Source organism: Streptomyces sp. H51 (assembly GCF_035656535.1).
Taxonomy (GTDB): Bacteria; Actinomycetota; Actinomycetes; order Streptomycetales; family Streptomycetaceae; genus Streptomyces.
Window position 1 is genome coordinate 141,315 of sequence record NZ_JAYMHD010000051.1, and the last position, 14,598, is coordinate 155,912.

The window sequence follows — 14,598 nt, forward strand, 5'->3', positions numbered from 1 at the left end:
GGGCCGAGAGGCGGCGCGTGACCGGGTCGGCTTCAGGTGAGGGAAGTGATCCGGTTGTCCGTCGCCTGGGACGACGTAGGCGGACTCGTCGATGCCCACGAACGTTTTCTGAGCGGGGCGCCCGTCGAGGCGGACGTCCGCGGCCCGGTGCTCGAGTCCTGGAAACGCTGCCGCTCCGCCGGGCTCGAACCGCATCACCTGGTGCTCCCGCAAGCGCCGGACCTGCTGCTGGACGACCGGTTCCTGCGCGCGGCGGACCCGGTACTGCGGGACCTGGCGGCCTCGCTGACGGACGTCGGCATGTCGATCGCGCTGTGCGACGCGCACGGCCGGATGGCCCGGCGGATCGGCGGTGACCTGCGGCTGCGTGACCGCCTCGATCAGGTCGGGTGGGCGCCCGGGCACGACACCTCCGAGGCGGTGGCCGGCACCAACGGCGTCGGCACCGCGCTCGCCGAGCGCAGCCCCGTCTACGTCGCCGGCCGCGAGCACTTCGCCGACTGCCTGCAGCCCTTCGCGTGCGCCGGTGCCCCGGTCCGCGACCCGCTGAGCGGACGCATCGAGGGCGCCCTCGACCTCACCTGCCTGCGCGACCAGGGCGACCCGGTCATGCAGCGGCTGGTCCACGCCGCCGTCCAGCACATCGAGTCCCGACTGCTGGAGCAGGCCACGCGACGGGAGCGTGCGCTGCTGGCCGCGTACCGGCGGGCCGGCGCACAGGCGGGCGAGTGGCCGGGGCAGCCGGAGGTGCCGGGCGGCGAGGGCCGGCTGAGCCGGGTCGACCTCGCCGTGCTGCGGGAACGCGCCGAGGAGCTGATCGCGTCGCCGCACCGCACCCTCGACGAAGTCACCCTGCCCGACGGGCGCGTCGCCGCCCTGCTGCGCCGGCCGGTCCAGGGCCCCTCGGGGGAGGCGGGCGTCGCCGTCGAGGCCCGCGTGCTCGGCAGCCCCCGCCCGATCACCCTCGACGTCACGCCGCCGCCTCCGGTCGTCGGGCCGACGGTGGAGCCGGCCCGGGCCCCCGTCGTCGTACGGGCCGTCGTCCCGCCGCTCCCGGCCGGGGCGCCGCAGCAGCCGTCGGAGCCGCCCGGCAACGCCGCGAACGCCGCGAACGCCGGGAGCGCCGTGGACGTCGCGAACGCCGCGAACGCCGCGAACGCCGCGAACGCCGCGAACGCCGTGGACGTCGCGGGCGGGGTGGACGTCGCGGGCGACGACGGGCGGCTGGTGCTGGTCGGGGAACCCGGCGTCGGGCGGCTGGCCGTCCTGGCGCGCCGACGGCTGGAACTGCTGCACGAGGCCGGGGGCCGGATCGGCACCACCCTCGACGTCACGCGCACCGCGGAGGAACTGACCGAGGTGGCCGTGGAGCGGTTCGCCGACCTCGTCACCGTCGACCTGCCGGACGCGGTGCTGCGCGGCGAGGAACCGGGACCGCTCCGCGCGGGGACGCGGCTGCGCCGGGTCGCCGTGGCCACCAGGGGTGAGGCGCCGCACCCGTACGGCGTCGGCGAGCAGGTCGGGTACGAGGCCGCCGCCCCGCAGGCGCGCAGCCTGGAGGGCGCGCAGGCGGTACTGGAGCCCGCGCCGGGCGACCTCAAGGGCGGCACCGACCGCACCGACCGCACCGACCGCACCGACCGCACCGGCGGCACCGGCCGCACCGACCGCACCGGCCGGGAACCGATGCCGCCCGCGTCCGCGCCCGCGGCCGGCGCCCACTCCCTGATCACCGTGCCGCTGTCGGCGCGCGGCGCGATCCTCGGCGTGGTGAGCTTCTACCGCTGCGCGCGGCCCGCCTCCTTCGAGGACGACGACCTGTCACTCGCCCAGGAACTCGCCGGCCGCGCCGCGATCTGCGTCGACAACGCCCGCCGCTACACCCGCGAGCACCACACCGCCCTCGCCCTGCAGCGCAGCCTGCTGCCGAAGGGGCGGCCCGAGCAGAGCGCGGTCGAGGCCGCCTACCGCTACCTGCCCGCGCGGGCCGGCGTCGGCGGCGACTGGTTCGACGTCATCCCCCTGTCCGGGGCGCGCGTCGCGCTGGTCGTCGGCGACGTCGTCGGCCACGGACTGCACGCCGCCGCCACCATGGGCCGGCTGCGCACCGCCGTGCACAACTTCTGCTCCCTGGACCTGCCGCCCGAGGAACTCCTCACCCACCTCGACGACCTGGTCGCCCGGCTCGACCGGTGCGAGGGCTGGGCGGTGGGCGGCGCCGAGGGGGACTCCGGGATCGTCGGGGCGACCTGCCTGTACGCCGTCTACGACCCGGTGTCCCGGCACTGCTGCCTCACCCGCGCCGGACACCTGCCGCCCGCGATCGTGGGACCCGACGGGACCTCCGAGATCCTCGACCTGCCCGCCGGGCCGCCGCTCGGGCTCGGCGGCATGCCCTTCGAGATGGTCGAGCTGGAACTGGCCGAGGGCAGCCAACTGGTGCTCTACACCGACGGGCTGGTCGTGGACCGGGTGCACGACATCGACGTCGTCCTGCGGCGGCTGCACGACGTGCTGGCGGTGCCGGGCCGGGCGCCCGAGGACACCTGCGAGGCGGTGCTGGACGCGCTGCTGCCGGTGCGGCCGAGCGACGACGTGGCCCTGCTCGTCGCCCGCACCCGCGCCCTGGGGCCGGAGCAGGTCGCCCAGTGGGACCTGCCCTGCGACCCGGCGGTCGTCGCCCGCACCCGTGCCGCCGTCATCCGGCAACTCGCCGTCTGGGGCCTGGACGACATCGCCTTCACCACCGAACTGGTCGTCAGCGAACTGGTCACCAACGCCATCCGGCACGCCGCGGGCCCCGTCCAGCTCCGCCTCCTGCGCGACCGCGCGCTGATCTGCGAGGTCGCCGACGGCAGCAGCACCGCACCCCGCCTGCGCCGCGCCCGCACCGAGGACGAGGGCGGCCGCGGTCTGTTCCTGGTGGCCCGGCTGACCGAGCGGTGGGGGACGCGGTACACCGCCGACGGCAAGGTGATCTGGACGGAACTGCGACTGCCCGGGCACTGACGCGTCATCAGGCAGTCGCCCGTCGTCACCAGCCGGTCAGGAGCAGGTGGTTGACCAGCAGGGCGAGCGCTGCCTGGGCCGCGAGCCAGCCGCGCCGTCCGGGCAGGAAGGCGCAGGCAGGCAACAGCCACCAGGCGAACGGCAGCCAGATGCGTTCCGTCTCCGCCTTGCTCATCCCGGACAGGTCGGCGACCAGGAGGGCGAGCAGCGCGGCGGCGATCAGCACTTTCAGGCGTAGGGCGCCGGCAGTCGCCGCGCCCGTGCGCCGCGGTCCCGCCGTCCTGCGCCCCGGGTCGGACGCCGTGTGCCGCAGTCCCGCCGCCGTCGCCGGGCCCACGACGAACACCGTGCAGGCCAGGTTCGCCCACACCCAGTAGCCGTACGGCCGTACCCCGCCCGCGCCTTGGTGGTAGCGGGTCACCAACAGGCGGTACGCCTCCCACCAGTCGAAACCCAGCGCGGTGAACGCGGCCGGGACGACGGCGAGTCCGGCCGGCAGGAGGGTGAGCAGGGAGAGCGGCGGGCGGGTGCGGCGGGAGTCGAGGAGCAGCACGGCCGCGGCGATCACGGCGAACAGGGTGAGGCCGTAGGAGAGGTAGGCGGTCAGCCCGAACAGCAGGCCCGAGGCGAACCCGGTCGCGCCCGGCCTGTGCCCCGTGACGGCCAGCGCCAGCAGTGCCACCGCCCAGGCGGCGACCGCCGCGAAGTACCCGTCGGCCGAGGTGCCCACCCACACCGCGCCCGGTGCCAGGGCGAGGAAGGGTGCGGCACGGCGGCCCGGCCGCTCCGCGGCCAGTGCCCGAACGGCGACCAGGACCGCGGCCGGCGCGGTCGCGCCGACGGTGATGACGAAGACGCCCGCCCAGCCGCCACCGCCCAGGCCCATCCGGTCGAGCAGCACGAAGGTGAGCGTGGCCGCGGGCGGGTGCCCGGCGACGTGCGCGGGCCAGTTGCCGGGCGCGTCGATCAGGATGTGGTGGGTGAAGTCCCGCAGGGCGGCGGGGATGTCGGGGAAGCGGCCGACGGCCCGGAGGTACTCGCTGCGGGTCGTGAGCTGTTCGGCGACTCCCCGGTACCAGCCGTCGACGAGGGCGAGGGACCACGTCCAGGCCGCCGCCGTCCCCCACACCGCGAACAGCAGCCGCCGCCACGGCAGTCGGGCGGCGAGCGGTACGCCGTACGCGATCACCGCGACCGCCACGGCGACCGCGGCCGGCGTACCCGGGCCGACGTGCGGCTCCCAGGTCGCGAGGAGCGGTGGCCGGCCGACGCGGAGCGAGCCGGTCCGGTCCTCCATGGCGTCGCCGACCAGGACGGCGGCCACGACCAGCAGCGCGGCGGCCCCGGCGGCGTACAGGTCACGGCGGAGGGCCGGGCCGCGGGCGCGGCGGGCGTCGTCGGGCAGGGTGTCGGGGAGGGCACCGGGCAGGGCGTCGGGCAGGGCGTCGGGTGGGCGGGCGTCGGACGGGGAGGCATCGTCGGGCAGGGCGCGGTTCACGCCGTGAACGCTAGGGCCGGGGGCCGGGACCGGCTCGCTGACATGGGCGGACGTCAGAGTTTCGTCATGGTTCGGCCGCCCTGCGCGGGGGTGCCGCGGACCTACGGTCGGGGCATGAGACGGACTCCCTTCGCGCCCGGCTTCTGGCGCAGCCCGGTGCGCGGTCCCTGGTTCACCTCGGTGCTCGGCCTCGTGCTGCTCGGCGGTGTCACCGTGCTGTTCGTGACGGGCCTGCTGTCGTACGCCGCGTACAACCCGGACCTGTCCCCGGTCAACGACAGGACCCCGGACAAGGGCGTCCTCGGCTTCTACCTCTTCTCCTGGCCGACCCACCCGCACTGGCTGTACCGGCTCACCCAGGGCGTCCACGTCACCCTCGGCGTCGCGCTGATCCCCGTGCTGCTGGCCAAGCTGTGGTCGGTCGTGCCCCGGCTGTTCGAGCTGCCGCCCGCCCGGTCCCTCGCGCACGCGCTGGAGCGGATCTCGCTGCTGCTCCTGGTCGGCGGCGGCCTGTTCGAGTTCACCACCGGCGTGCTCAACGTCCAGCTGGACTACGTCTTCCCCGGCTCCTTCTACCCCCTGCACTTCTACGGCGCCTGGGTGTTCTTCGCCGCGTTCCTCGCGCACGCCGTGACGAAGACCCCGGCCGCGGTGCGGGGGCTGCGGCAACTGCGCGCGGAAGGCGGCGTGTTGACGTCACCACGACCCGCCGAGCCGACGGTGTCCCGGCGCGGTGCGCTCGGGCTGGTCGGGGGCGGCTCGCTGCTGCTGTTCGGCACGACCGCCGGGCAGACCTCCGACGGGCTGCGGTGGACCGCTCTGCTCGCGCCGCACGGCGGCGGTGAACCGACCGGGGGACCGGGCGGTTTCCAGATCAACAAGACCGCCGCGCGTGCGGGCATCCGGGCGGCCGAGACCGGCGAGGACGCCTGGCGGCTGGTGCTGACCGGACGCGCCGGGACGGTCCGCCTCGCCCGGGCCGACCTGCTGCGGCTCCCGCTGCACGGCGCGGCGCTGCCCATCGCCTGCGTGGAGGGCTGGTCCACCTCCGACCAGTGGTGGCGCGGGGTGCGGCTGCGCGACCTCGCCGCCCTCGTCGGACACGACGACGACGCCGGCGTTCTCGTGGAGTCGTTGCAGCGGCACGGCGCCTTCCGCCGGGCCGCCCTGCGCGCGAACCAGGTCGCCGACCCCCGCTCCCTGCTCGCCCTGTTCGTCAACGGCGAGGAGCTGACCCCCGACCACGGCCACCCGGCGCGGATCATCGTGCCCGCGGCGCCCGGTGTGCTCAACACCAAGTGGGTGGCCCGGATGACTTTCGGCGACCTGTGATGCGGCGACCTGTGATGCGGCGACCTGTGATGCGGCGACCCGCGATGCGGCGATCCGTGACGCGGCGACCCGCGATGCGGCGCCTCGGGAACGCCATCGGGAGTCCGCTGCGGCTCCTGCTGCTCGGCGGCTCGTTCGCCCTCGCCGGCTACGCGGGCCTGCGGTTGGTCAGGTCCACGGGCGACCGGTTCGGCGTCGTGTTGTGGGTGGTGGGGGCGGCGCTGCTGCACGACCTGGTGCTGCTGCCGCTGTACGCGGCGGCGGACCGGGTCCTGGTGCGGGCGGTGGGCCGCAGGCGGACGTGGGCCGGGTACGTCCGGGTGCCGGCGGCCCTCTCCCTGATGCTTCTGCTGGTGTGGTTCCCGCTGATCAGCGGGCAGGTGGCGGAGCGCTACGCCTCCGCCACCGGCCGGTCCCCGGACGGCTTCCGCACCCGCTGGCTGCTGGTGACGGCCGCGTTGTCCGGCGGCTCGGCGCTGCTGTTCGCGCTGCGGCTGCGCAGGGCGACGAAGCAACGGCCGCCCGCCGTCCACTGACCGTCGGCACGCCAGCCCGCCCGGCCCGCGAGCCGCAGCAGGGCGGGCGTGCCGAGCCGCGCCCACGGGAAGGGGCGGCCGGCGCGCCCGCGGGCGTCGGTGACGTGCACCCTCACCCGCTCGTCGACGTCCGGCCCGGGCACCGTCTCGGCAATCAACAGGCCGCCGGGGCAGAGGAGTTGGCCCATGCGGTCGAGGAGGGCGCGCGGGTCGCCGCCGATGCCGACGTTGCCGTCGATCAGCAGGGCGGTGCCCCAGCGGCGCTCGCCGGGCAGCGGCTCGAAGACGGAGCGGTGCAGCGCCTGACCGCCGAGGGCCACCGTGCGGGCGACGGCGGCCTCGCTCACGTCGATGCCCAGCACCGGTCGGCCCCGCGCGCCCAGCGCCGCGACCAGGCGTCCCGGCCCGCAGCCGACGTCCAGTACCGCGCCCTCGCAACGCCGCAGCACCTCCAGGTCGGCCGCGTCCGCGTCCGCGCACCAGCGCTCCACCTCCAGGGGGAGCAGCCGGCCGTCGGCCCGGCGCAGGAAGAGGGGGCCCCGGCCGCTGCGCAGGGCGTCGGAGTACGGGTCGGCGGACCAGGGCCCGTGCTCGGCCGCCCACCCGCCCGGCTGGGGGCCCGCTTCCCCGGCCGTTCCCGGCACGGTGGCCATGGCGGTTCCCGACGCGGCAGCGGGCACCGCCCCGCCCGCGGCGGCCGGGACCGTACCCACCACGTCGGCCGGGACCGTACCCACCGCGGCGGCCGGTACGGTACCCGCCACGTCGGCCGGTACGGTACCCGCCACGTCGGCCGGTACGGTCGCCCCCGCCGTGGCGGTCGGGAGCGTTGCTGCCCGCCGTCCGACGAGTGCCGTCGGCCGGCCGGTGCCGCCGCCTGTGGTGGGTGCCGCCGTGTCACCGGCGTCACCGGCATCCCTCCCCCTGGCACCGCTCACCCGGACACCGCCCCGAGACGCGCTCGTACCGCGGCGAACCGGCTGCCGGGCGCCGACTCGGCCACGGCGTCCGCGTCCCGCACGGTGTCCACGTCACGCAGCCGTGGCAGCTCCCGCACCCGCAGGCCCGCGAGCCGGGCGCGCTGCGCGGCGCCGGTGTGCGGTGTCGACATGGGCACCCCGCGCAGCAGCGCCGGATCAGGGTCCGCCAGGCCCAGCGCCCAGAAGCCGCCGTCCTCGGCGGGGCCGAAGCAGGCGTCGCAGCCGGTGAAGTCGACCGAGACGGCGAGGAGTTCCGGGGTCACCTGGGGCGTGTCCATGCCTATCAGGAGGGCGCGGCCGTCGCAGCCCGCGAAGGCCGCGGCGAGCCGTTCGTCGAGACCGCCCGCGCACTGCGGCACCACCTCGAAGCCGGCCGGCAGCCAGGTTCCGGGCTCTCCGTCCAGCACCAGCACCCGGCGCCGGGCGGGCGTCCGGGCGACCGCGTCCAGGGTGTCCGCGAGCGCCGCCTCCGCGAGTCTCGCGGCCTGCTGCGGGGTGTACGGCGGCGTCAGCCGGGTCTTCACCCGCCCCGGCCGGGGTTCCTTGGCGATGACCATGAGCGTCGTCACGCGGGTCCTCCCTCGCCGGCCGGCCCGGTGGCCGGGTCGGCGAGCACCCGGCTCATGTCGTGTACCGCCTGCCAGGTGCCGCGCCAGGTCCCGGTCACCTTGGAGGAGCCGGTGCGCGGGCGGTACGGGACGTCGTACTCGGCGATCCGCCAGCCCGCGTCGGCGGCGCGGACCACCATCTGCAGCGGGTAGCCGCTGCGCCGGTCGGACAGGCCGAGGGCGAGCAGCGGCTCGCGGCGGGCGGCGCGCAGGGGGCCTACGTCGTGCAGGCGCAGACCGGTGCGGCGGCGCAGCAGGCGGGCGAGGGCGAGGTTGCCGGCCCGGGCGTGCGGAGGCCAGGCGCCGCGCGTCTGCGGGCGCCGCCTGCCCAGCACCAGGTCGGCCTCGCCGGCCAGGATCCGCCGGACGAACGGCACCAGGCCGGCCGGGTCGAGGGAGGCGTCGCAGTCGCAGAAGCACACGATGTCGGCCGTCGCGGCCATCAGGCCCGCGTGGCACGCGGCGCCGAAGCCGCGCCGCTCCTCGTGCACGACGTGCGCGCCGAGGTCGCGGGCGACGCGGGCGGAACCGTCGGTGGAACCGTTGTCCACGACGAGCGCGCGCCAGCCGGGCGGGATGCGGCGCAGCACCCAGGGCAGCGCCGCGGCCTCGTCGAGACAGGGCAGGACGACGTCCACGGACGCCGTGACCGGTAGTGAGGCGGAAGAGGTCGTCACCCCTCTCACCCTACGAACGCGAAACGGGCGAATCGGGCGCATGCTCCTTACGGAAAAAGGACGTCGCGGCCCGGCGGCGGCATCGCCCCGCGCGCGGTGCGAGGCTGGCGCCATGGAGCAGCAGCCGAACGCACCCGGCGGGGCCCGGGTCCTCGTCGTGGACGACGACCCCACCGTCGCCGAAGTCGTCGCCGGATACCTCGACCGGGCCGGATACGTCGTCGACCGGGCCGGGGACGGCCCCGACGCCCTCGCGCGGGCCGCCGCGCACTGGCCCGACCTCGTCGTCCTCGACCTGATGCTGCCCGGTATGGACGGCCTGGAAGTGTGCCGGCGGATGCGGGGCCGCGGTCCGGTGCCGGTCATCATGCTCACCGCGCGCGGCGACGAGGACGACCGCATCCTCGGCCTGGAGGTGGGCGCCGACGACTACGTCACCAAGCCCTTCAGCCCCCGCGAACTCGTGCTGCGCGTCGAGTCCGTGCTGCGCCGCACGCGGCCCGTGCGGCCCTCCGGCGTCCTGCGCGCGGCCGGCCTGAGCGTCGACCCGGCGGCCCGCCGCGCCGTCAAGGACGGTGCCGAACTCGCGCTGACCGTGAGGGAGTTCGACCTGCTCGCGTTCTTCCTGCGGCACCCCGGCCGGGTCTACGGCCGCCAGGACCTGATGCGCGAGGTGTGGGGCTGGGACTTCGGCGACCTGTCGACCGTCACCGTCCACGTCCGCCGGCTCCGCGGCAAGGTCGAGGACGACCCGGCACGCCCCCGCCTGATCCAGACGGTATGGGGCGTCGGCTACCGCTTCGACGGCCCCCCGGGCCCGGACGCCTCCAGCGCGTCCGACGCCTCCGGGGTCTCCGGCGCCTCCGGCGCCCCCAGCGCACCCGGCGCCTCCGCCGCGTCCCCGGCCCACCGCGCGACCCGCGCCCCCCGAGCGGAGGCGTGACCGTGCGGGACACTCTGCTCATCGCCCTGTTCGCCTTCCTCGGCGCCGCCGCGGCCGGGCTCATCGGGGCCTGGGTGCTGCTGATGATCCGGCGGCGCTCGCTCGTCACGCACCTCGCCGTGGTCGCCGGTGTCGCCGTCACCGCGATGCTCGCGGGCACGCTCGCGGTCGCGCAGGCGATGTTCCTGTCCGGGCACGACCTGCGCGTCGTCACGACCGTCGTCGCGATGGCCGCCGTGGTCTCCCTCGCCACCGCCCTGTTGCTCGGCCGCTGGGTCGCCGCCCGCGGCCGGGCCCTCGCGCTCGCCGCCCGCTCCTTCGGCGACGGCGGCGACTTCACCTCGCCCGACGGCCCCGCCGCCGCCGAACTCGCGGCGGTGAGCCGGGAGTTGGAGGCCACCAGCGCAAAGCTCGCCGAGTCCCGGGAACGCGAGCGCGCCCTGGAGTCCTCCCGTCGTGAGCTCGTCGCCTGGATCTCCCACGACCTGCGCACCCCGCTCGCCGGACTGCGCGCGATGTCCGAGGCCCTGGAGGACGGCGTCGCCGCCGACCCCGCCCGCTACCTGAGGCAGATGCGCACCGAGGTCGAACGCCTCAACGACATGGTGGGCGACCTCTTCGAACTCTCCCGCATCCACGCCGGCGCGCTCACCCTGTCCGTCTCCCGGATGTCCCTGTACGACCTCGTCGGCGACGCCCTCTCCGGAGCGGACGCCCTCGCCCGCGAGCACGGCGTACGGCTCGTCGGCGACCGCATCGAGCCGGTGCCGGTCGAGGTGGACGGCAAGGAGATGAGCCGCGTCCTCGGCAACCTGCTGGTCAACGCGATCCGCCGCACCCCGGCCGACGGCACGGTCGCCGTCGCGGCGCAGCGCTCGGCCGACGGCGTGGTGGTGTCCGTGACCGACGGCTGCGGCGGCATCCCCGAGGAGGACCTGCCCCGCGTGTTCGACACCGGCTGGCGCGGCACCCACGCCCGGACGCCGCCCGCCGGGGCGGGACTCGGCCTCGCCATCGTCCGCGGCATCGTCGAGGCCCACCAGGGCCGGGCCGGCGTGCGCAACATCCCCGGCGGCTGCCGCTTCGAGGTGACACTGCCCGCGGCCCCGTCCTGAGCGCGCAGCCGTCCTGAGCGCGCAGCCGTCCTGAGCGCGCACCCGTCCTGAGTGCGCACCCGTCCTGAGCGCGATCCTGGCCCTGACGGCGCTCACCCGGCCGCCGCGAACTCCCGCATCCCCTCCGCGAACCCCACCCGCGCCGTCCACCCCAACTCCCCGCGCAGCCGCGCCGAGTCGGCCGTGACGTGCCGCACGTCGCCGAGCCGGTACGCTCCGGTGACGACCGGTTCGGGACCGCCGCAGGCCGCCGCGAGCGCCCGCGCCATCTCGCCGACCGTGCGCACCTCGCCGCTGCCGGTGTTGTACGCCGTCAGCGCTCCCTCGGGCGAACCGGCCTCCAGCGCCGCCACGTTGGCGGCGGCCACGTCCCGTACGTGGACGAAGTCCCGCCGCTGGCGGCCGTCCTCGTAGACCTGCGGCGCCGCACCGCGCGCCAGCGCCGAGCGGAAGAAGGACGCCACGCCGGCGTACGGGGTGTCGCGGGGCATGCCCGGCCCGTACACGTTGTGGTAGCGCAGCGACACCGCCGAGCCGCCGGTGGCCCGCGCCCATGCCGCCGTCAGGTGCTCCTGGGCGAGCTTGGTCGTGGCGTACACGTTCCGCGGATCGGCGGGGGCGTCCTCCCCGACCAGCCCGGGGGCGAGGTCCGCCCCGCACACCGGGCAGCGCGGTTCGAAGCGGCCCGCGTCCAGGTCGGCCGCGGTCCGCGGCCCCGGCCGCACGGTCCCGTGCCGGCCGCAGGTGTACCGGCCCTCGCCGTACACCACCATCGACCCGGCGAGCACGAGCCGCCGTACGCCCGCATCCGCCATCGCGGTCAGCAGCACGGCGGTGCCCAGGTCGTTGCGGGAGACGTACTCCGCCGCGTCCGCGAAGCCGGCGCCGAGCCCCACCATCGCCGCCTGGTGGCACACGGCGTCCACACCGGTGAGGGCGCGGCGGACCGTTTCCGCGTCCCGTACGTCGGACGGGGGACCGGCCCGGACGTCGAGGACGACGGTTTCGTGGCCCCGCGCCCGCAGCGCCCGCACGACCTGGGACCCGATGAACCCGGCACCGCCGGTGACCAGTACACGCATGGCCCAACGCTAGGGCGCCGAACCGCCGCCAGGGCCCGACCCGGCCCGGCACGTCACCGGTCCGTAAGACCTGCGCACCGTCAGATCCGCGCCGCCGTCGGGCAGCCGGGGCGACCGGACCGCGCCACGATCTCGACGAGAGGACGCGACCTGAGAGGTCTAGACTCTCCACCCAGCGGCCCGCGTGACCGTGGCCGGGAACGGACAGCACGAGCGGGCAGCACCTGCTGCCAGACCCGAAGGGGTATTCGGCGCTTTGATACGGATAGATTCAGTCACCAAGCGGTACCCGGACGGCACGGTCGCGGTCGACGACCTCTCGCTGGAGATACCCGACCGCTCCGTCACCGTGCTCGTCGGTCCGTCGGGCTGCGGCAAGACCACGACCCTGCGCATGATCAACCGGATGGTCGAGCCGAGCGCGGGCACCATCCGCATCGACGGCAAGGACATCCAGCAGCAGCCGGTCAACACCCTGCGCCGGTCCATGGGTTACGTCATCCAGAACGCCGGCCTCTTCCAGCACCGTACGATCCTCGACAACATCGCCACCGTCCCCCGCCTGCTCGGGCGGAGCAAGCAGGACGCGCGGGCGCGGGCCCGGGAGCTGATGCAGCGGGTGGGGCTCGACGAATCACTCGCCCGGCGGTACCCCTACCAGCTCTCCGGCGGCCAGCAGCAGCGCGTCGGCGTCGCGCGCGCCCTCGCCGCGGACCCGCCGGTGCTGCTGATGGACGAGCCGTTCTCGGCCGTCGACCCGGTGGTGCGCAAGGGGCTGCAGGACGAACTGCTGCGCATCCAGGGCGAGCTGGGCAAGACGATCGTCTTCGTCACGCACGACATCGACGAGGCCGTCAAGATCGGCACGATGGTCGCCGTGATGCGCACCGGCGGCCGGCTCGCCCAGTTCGCGCCGCCCGCCGAACTGCTGTCCAGCCCCGCGGACGACTTCGTGGAGGACTTCCTCGGCGCGGACCGGGGCATCCGGCGGCTGTCCTTCTTCTCCTCCGCCGGCCTCGACCTGCTCACCGACCCGATCGTCGCCGTGGACTCCACCGCCGAGCGGATCGCCGCCCGCGACACCGGAGAGGCGCCCTTCCTCCTCGTGACGGACCTGGACGGCCGGCCGCTCGGCTGGAGCGAGCCGCGGGACCTGGTCGCCGGGCAGATCGACCCCGGCCGGCTCATCGCCCACGGGCGGCCCTTCGTGGCCGGCGCCGACTCGCTGCGCGCCGCGCTCGACTGCGCCGTGCTCTCGCCCACCGGATGGGCGGTCGCGGTGGACGCCGAGGGCCGGGCGGCCGGCGTCGTCTCGCAGCAGGCGATCGCCGAGGCCATCCGCGGGGCGCACCAGGAGAGCGCGAAGGTCGCCGGATGAACGGCTTCTTCGACATCCCGAGCGACCTGCAGAACACCTACTGGGGCCTGGTCGGCCTGCACCTGCGCGAGGCGCTGATCCCGGTGCTGGCCGGGCTGCTGGTGGCACTGCCGATCGCCCAGTGCTGCGTGCGGCTGCGCTGGCTGTACCCGCCGGTGCTCGGGGCGGCGACCGTGCTGTACGCGGTCCCGTCGCTCGCCTTCTTCGTCGTCCTCATCGACTACACCGGCCAGAGCGAGACCACGGTGATGATCCCACTGGGCGTCTACAGCCTGGTGGTGTTCGTTCCGGCGATAGTGGAAGGGGTCCGCTCGGTGCCCCAGGAGACCCTGGACGCCGCGACCGCCATGGGTTTCGGCCCCGTGCGCCGGTACCTCCAGGTGCAGCTGCCGATCGCGGCGCCCGCGATCATCGCCGGACTGCGGGTGGCGACGGTGTCCAGCATCTCCCTGGTCAGCATCGGCATGCTGATCGGCAACCAGGGCGGACTCGGCAACCTCCTCAACGACGGCATGATCTACCACCAGCCGCGCCTGGTGTGGCTGTCGGTGATCGGCACGGCCGTCCTCGCCATCGCCGCGGACGCCCTGCTGGTCCTGGTACGCGTGCTGGTGACGCCGTGGATGCCGCGCGGCGGCACCGGCAGGACCCGCCCCGTCGACGAGCCCGGCGCCCGGCCCGTCGACGAGCGCGGCGCCCGCCCCGTCGACGAGCCCGGCGCCCGCCCCGAACGGGCGGCGGCCGCACGGCAGAAGGCGGTCCGGTGAACATCCTCCACTTCGTCAACGCCTTCTTCAGCGACGGCGCCCACTGGCACGGTTACGACGGCATCCCGACCCGGCTGCGCGAGCACGTCCAGTACTCGCTGATGGCGCTCGGCGTCGCCGCCGCCATCGGGCTGCCGGTCGGCCTGGTCACCGGGCACACCGGCCGCGGCGGCAACGCCCTCGCGTTCGTCGCCACGGCCGCCCGCGCGCTGCCCAGCTTCGGCCTGCTGGTGCTGATGTTCGTGCTGCTCGGCCTCGGCCTGCTGCCCGTGATGATCCCGCTCATCGTCCTCGCCGTCCCGCCGATCCTGGTCACCACCTACGAGGCGGTCCGCTCGGTCGACCCCTCACCGGTGGACGCGGCGCGGGGCATGGGCATGACGGAAACGCGGGTGCTGTTCCAGGTCGAGCTGCCGGTCGCGCTCCCGCTGATCCTCAGCGGCCTGCTCTCGGCGGCCGTCCAGATCGTCTCCACGGCCACCATCGCCGCCTACGTCAGCCTCGGCGGCCTCGGCCGCTACATCGTCGACGGCCTCTACCAGCGCGACTACGAGAAGGTCGTGGGCGGTGCCACCCTGGTCGCCCTGCTGGCCCTGGTGACGCTCGGCGCGTTCTGGGCGGTGGGCCGGCTCGTCGTGTCGCCCGGGGTGCGGCGCAGCGGCTGACGGCCGGC

At 75.6% G+C, this 14,598-nt stretch carries 12 protein-coding genes; 7 read left to right on the forward strand and 5 right to left on the reverse strand.

The genetic code is table 11. The features are described 5' to 3' along the window. Positions 1-45: 45 nt before the first annotated feature. Positions 46-3,009, forward strand: coding sequence for a SpoIIE family protein phosphatase (locus tag VKA29_RS17425; protein WP_324786735.1), 2,964 nt, complete (start codon positions 46-48; stop codon positions 3,007-3,009). Positions 3,010-3,034: 25 nt separating this feature from the next. On the opposite strand, the gene VKA29_RS17430 is transcribed toward VKA29_RS17425, so the two are convergent. Next, a complete protein-coding gene (locus tag VKA29_RS17430) occupies positions 3,035-4,414 on the reverse strand; it encodes a hypothetical protein (RefSeq protein ID WP_420718519.1) in 1,380 nt (459 codons plus the stop codon). Positions 4,415-4,621: 207 nt separating this feature from the next. On the opposite strand from VKA29_RS17430, the gene VKA29_RS17435 reads away from it, so the two are divergent. Next, positions 4,622-5,839: a molybdopterin-dependent oxidoreductase gene (locus tag VKA29_RS17435; protein WP_324786736.1), complete on the forward strand. Its 1,218-nt coding sequence runs from the start codon at positions 4,622-4,624 to the stop codon at positions 5,837-5,839. 391 nt (positions 5,840-6,230) lie between these two features. Here VKA29_RS17435 and VKA29_RS17440 read toward each other — a convergent pair whose 3' ends face one another. The 3 genes from VKA29_RS17440 to VKA29_RS17450 form a co-directional block, all read right to left on the reverse strand. Further along, entirely contained in the window at positions 6,231-7,028 is a 798-nt protein-coding gene (locus VKA29_RS17440; RefSeq protein WP_420718520.1) for a methyltransferase domain-containing protein, read from the reverse strand. Positions 7,029-7,309: 281 nt separating this feature from the next. Continuing rightward, on the reverse strand, positions 7,310-7,924 hold the full coding sequence (locus VKA29_RS17445) for a TIGR04282 family arsenosugar biosynthesis glycosyltransferase (protein WP_324786740.1): 615 nt from the start codon (positions 7,922-7,924) through the stop codon (positions 7,310-7,312). Continuing rightward, positions 7,921-8,649, reverse strand: coding sequence for a glycosyltransferase family 2 protein (locus VKA29_RS17450; protein WP_420718513.1), 729 nt, complete (start codon positions 8,647-8,649; stop codon positions 7,921-7,923). Before VKA29_RS17450 ends, VKA29_RS17445 begins: the two co-directional genes overlap by 4 nt. Positions 8,650-8,752: 103 nt before the next feature. Here VKA29_RS17450 and VKA29_RS17455 point away from each other — a divergent pair, with 103 nt between their 5' ends. Together VKA29_RS17455 and VKA29_RS17460 are read left to right on the forward strand one after the other, a co-directional pair. Further along, on the forward strand, positions 8,753-9,583 hold the full coding sequence (locus VKA29_RS17455; protein WP_324786742.1) for a response regulator transcription factor: 831 nt from the start codon (positions 8,753-8,755) through the stop codon (positions 9,581-9,583). A 2-nt stretch (positions 9,584-9,585) separates the two neighbouring features. After that, positions 9,586-10,698 (forward strand): HAMP domain-containing sensor histidine kinase, encoded by a 1,113-nt coding sequence (locus VKA29_RS17460; protein ID WP_324786744.1) that lies wholly within the window; start codon positions 9,586-9,588, stop codon positions 10,696-10,698. A gap of 92 nt (positions 10,699-10,790) precedes the next feature. Here VKA29_RS17460 and VKA29_RS17465 read toward each other — a convergent pair whose 3' ends face one another. Then, entirely contained in the window at positions 10,791-11,780 is a 990-nt protein-coding gene (locus tag VKA29_RS17465) for an NAD-dependent epimerase/dehydratase family protein (protein WP_324786746.1), read from the reverse strand. 256 nt (positions 11,781-12,036) lie between these two features. Here VKA29_RS17465 and VKA29_RS17470 point away from each other — a divergent pair, with 256 nt between their 5' ends. Genes VKA29_RS17470 through VKA29_RS17480 form a run of 3 tightly spaced genes read left to right on the forward strand, consistent with a single transcriptional unit; the run spans position 12,037 to position 14,590 of the window. Beyond that, on the forward strand, positions 12,037-13,158 hold the full coding sequence (locus tag VKA29_RS17470) for an ABC transporter ATP-binding protein (RefSeq protein ID WP_324786748.1): 1,122 nt from the start codon (positions 12,037-12,039) through the stop codon (positions 13,156-13,158). Further along, on the forward strand, positions 13,155-13,925 hold the full coding sequence (locus VKA29_RS17475; protein WP_324786750.1) for an ABC transporter permease: 771 nt from the start codon (positions 13,155-13,157) through the stop codon (positions 13,923-13,925). Before VKA29_RS17470 ends, VKA29_RS17475 begins: the two co-directional genes overlap by 4 nt. After that, positions 13,922-14,590: an ABC transporter permease gene (locus VKA29_RS17480; protein ID WP_324786752.1), complete on the forward strand. Its 669-nt coding sequence runs from the start codon at positions 13,922-13,924 to the stop codon at positions 14,588-14,590. Before VKA29_RS17475 ends, VKA29_RS17480 begins: the two co-directional genes overlap by 4 nt. Positions 14,591-14,598: the final 8 nt, after the last annotated feature.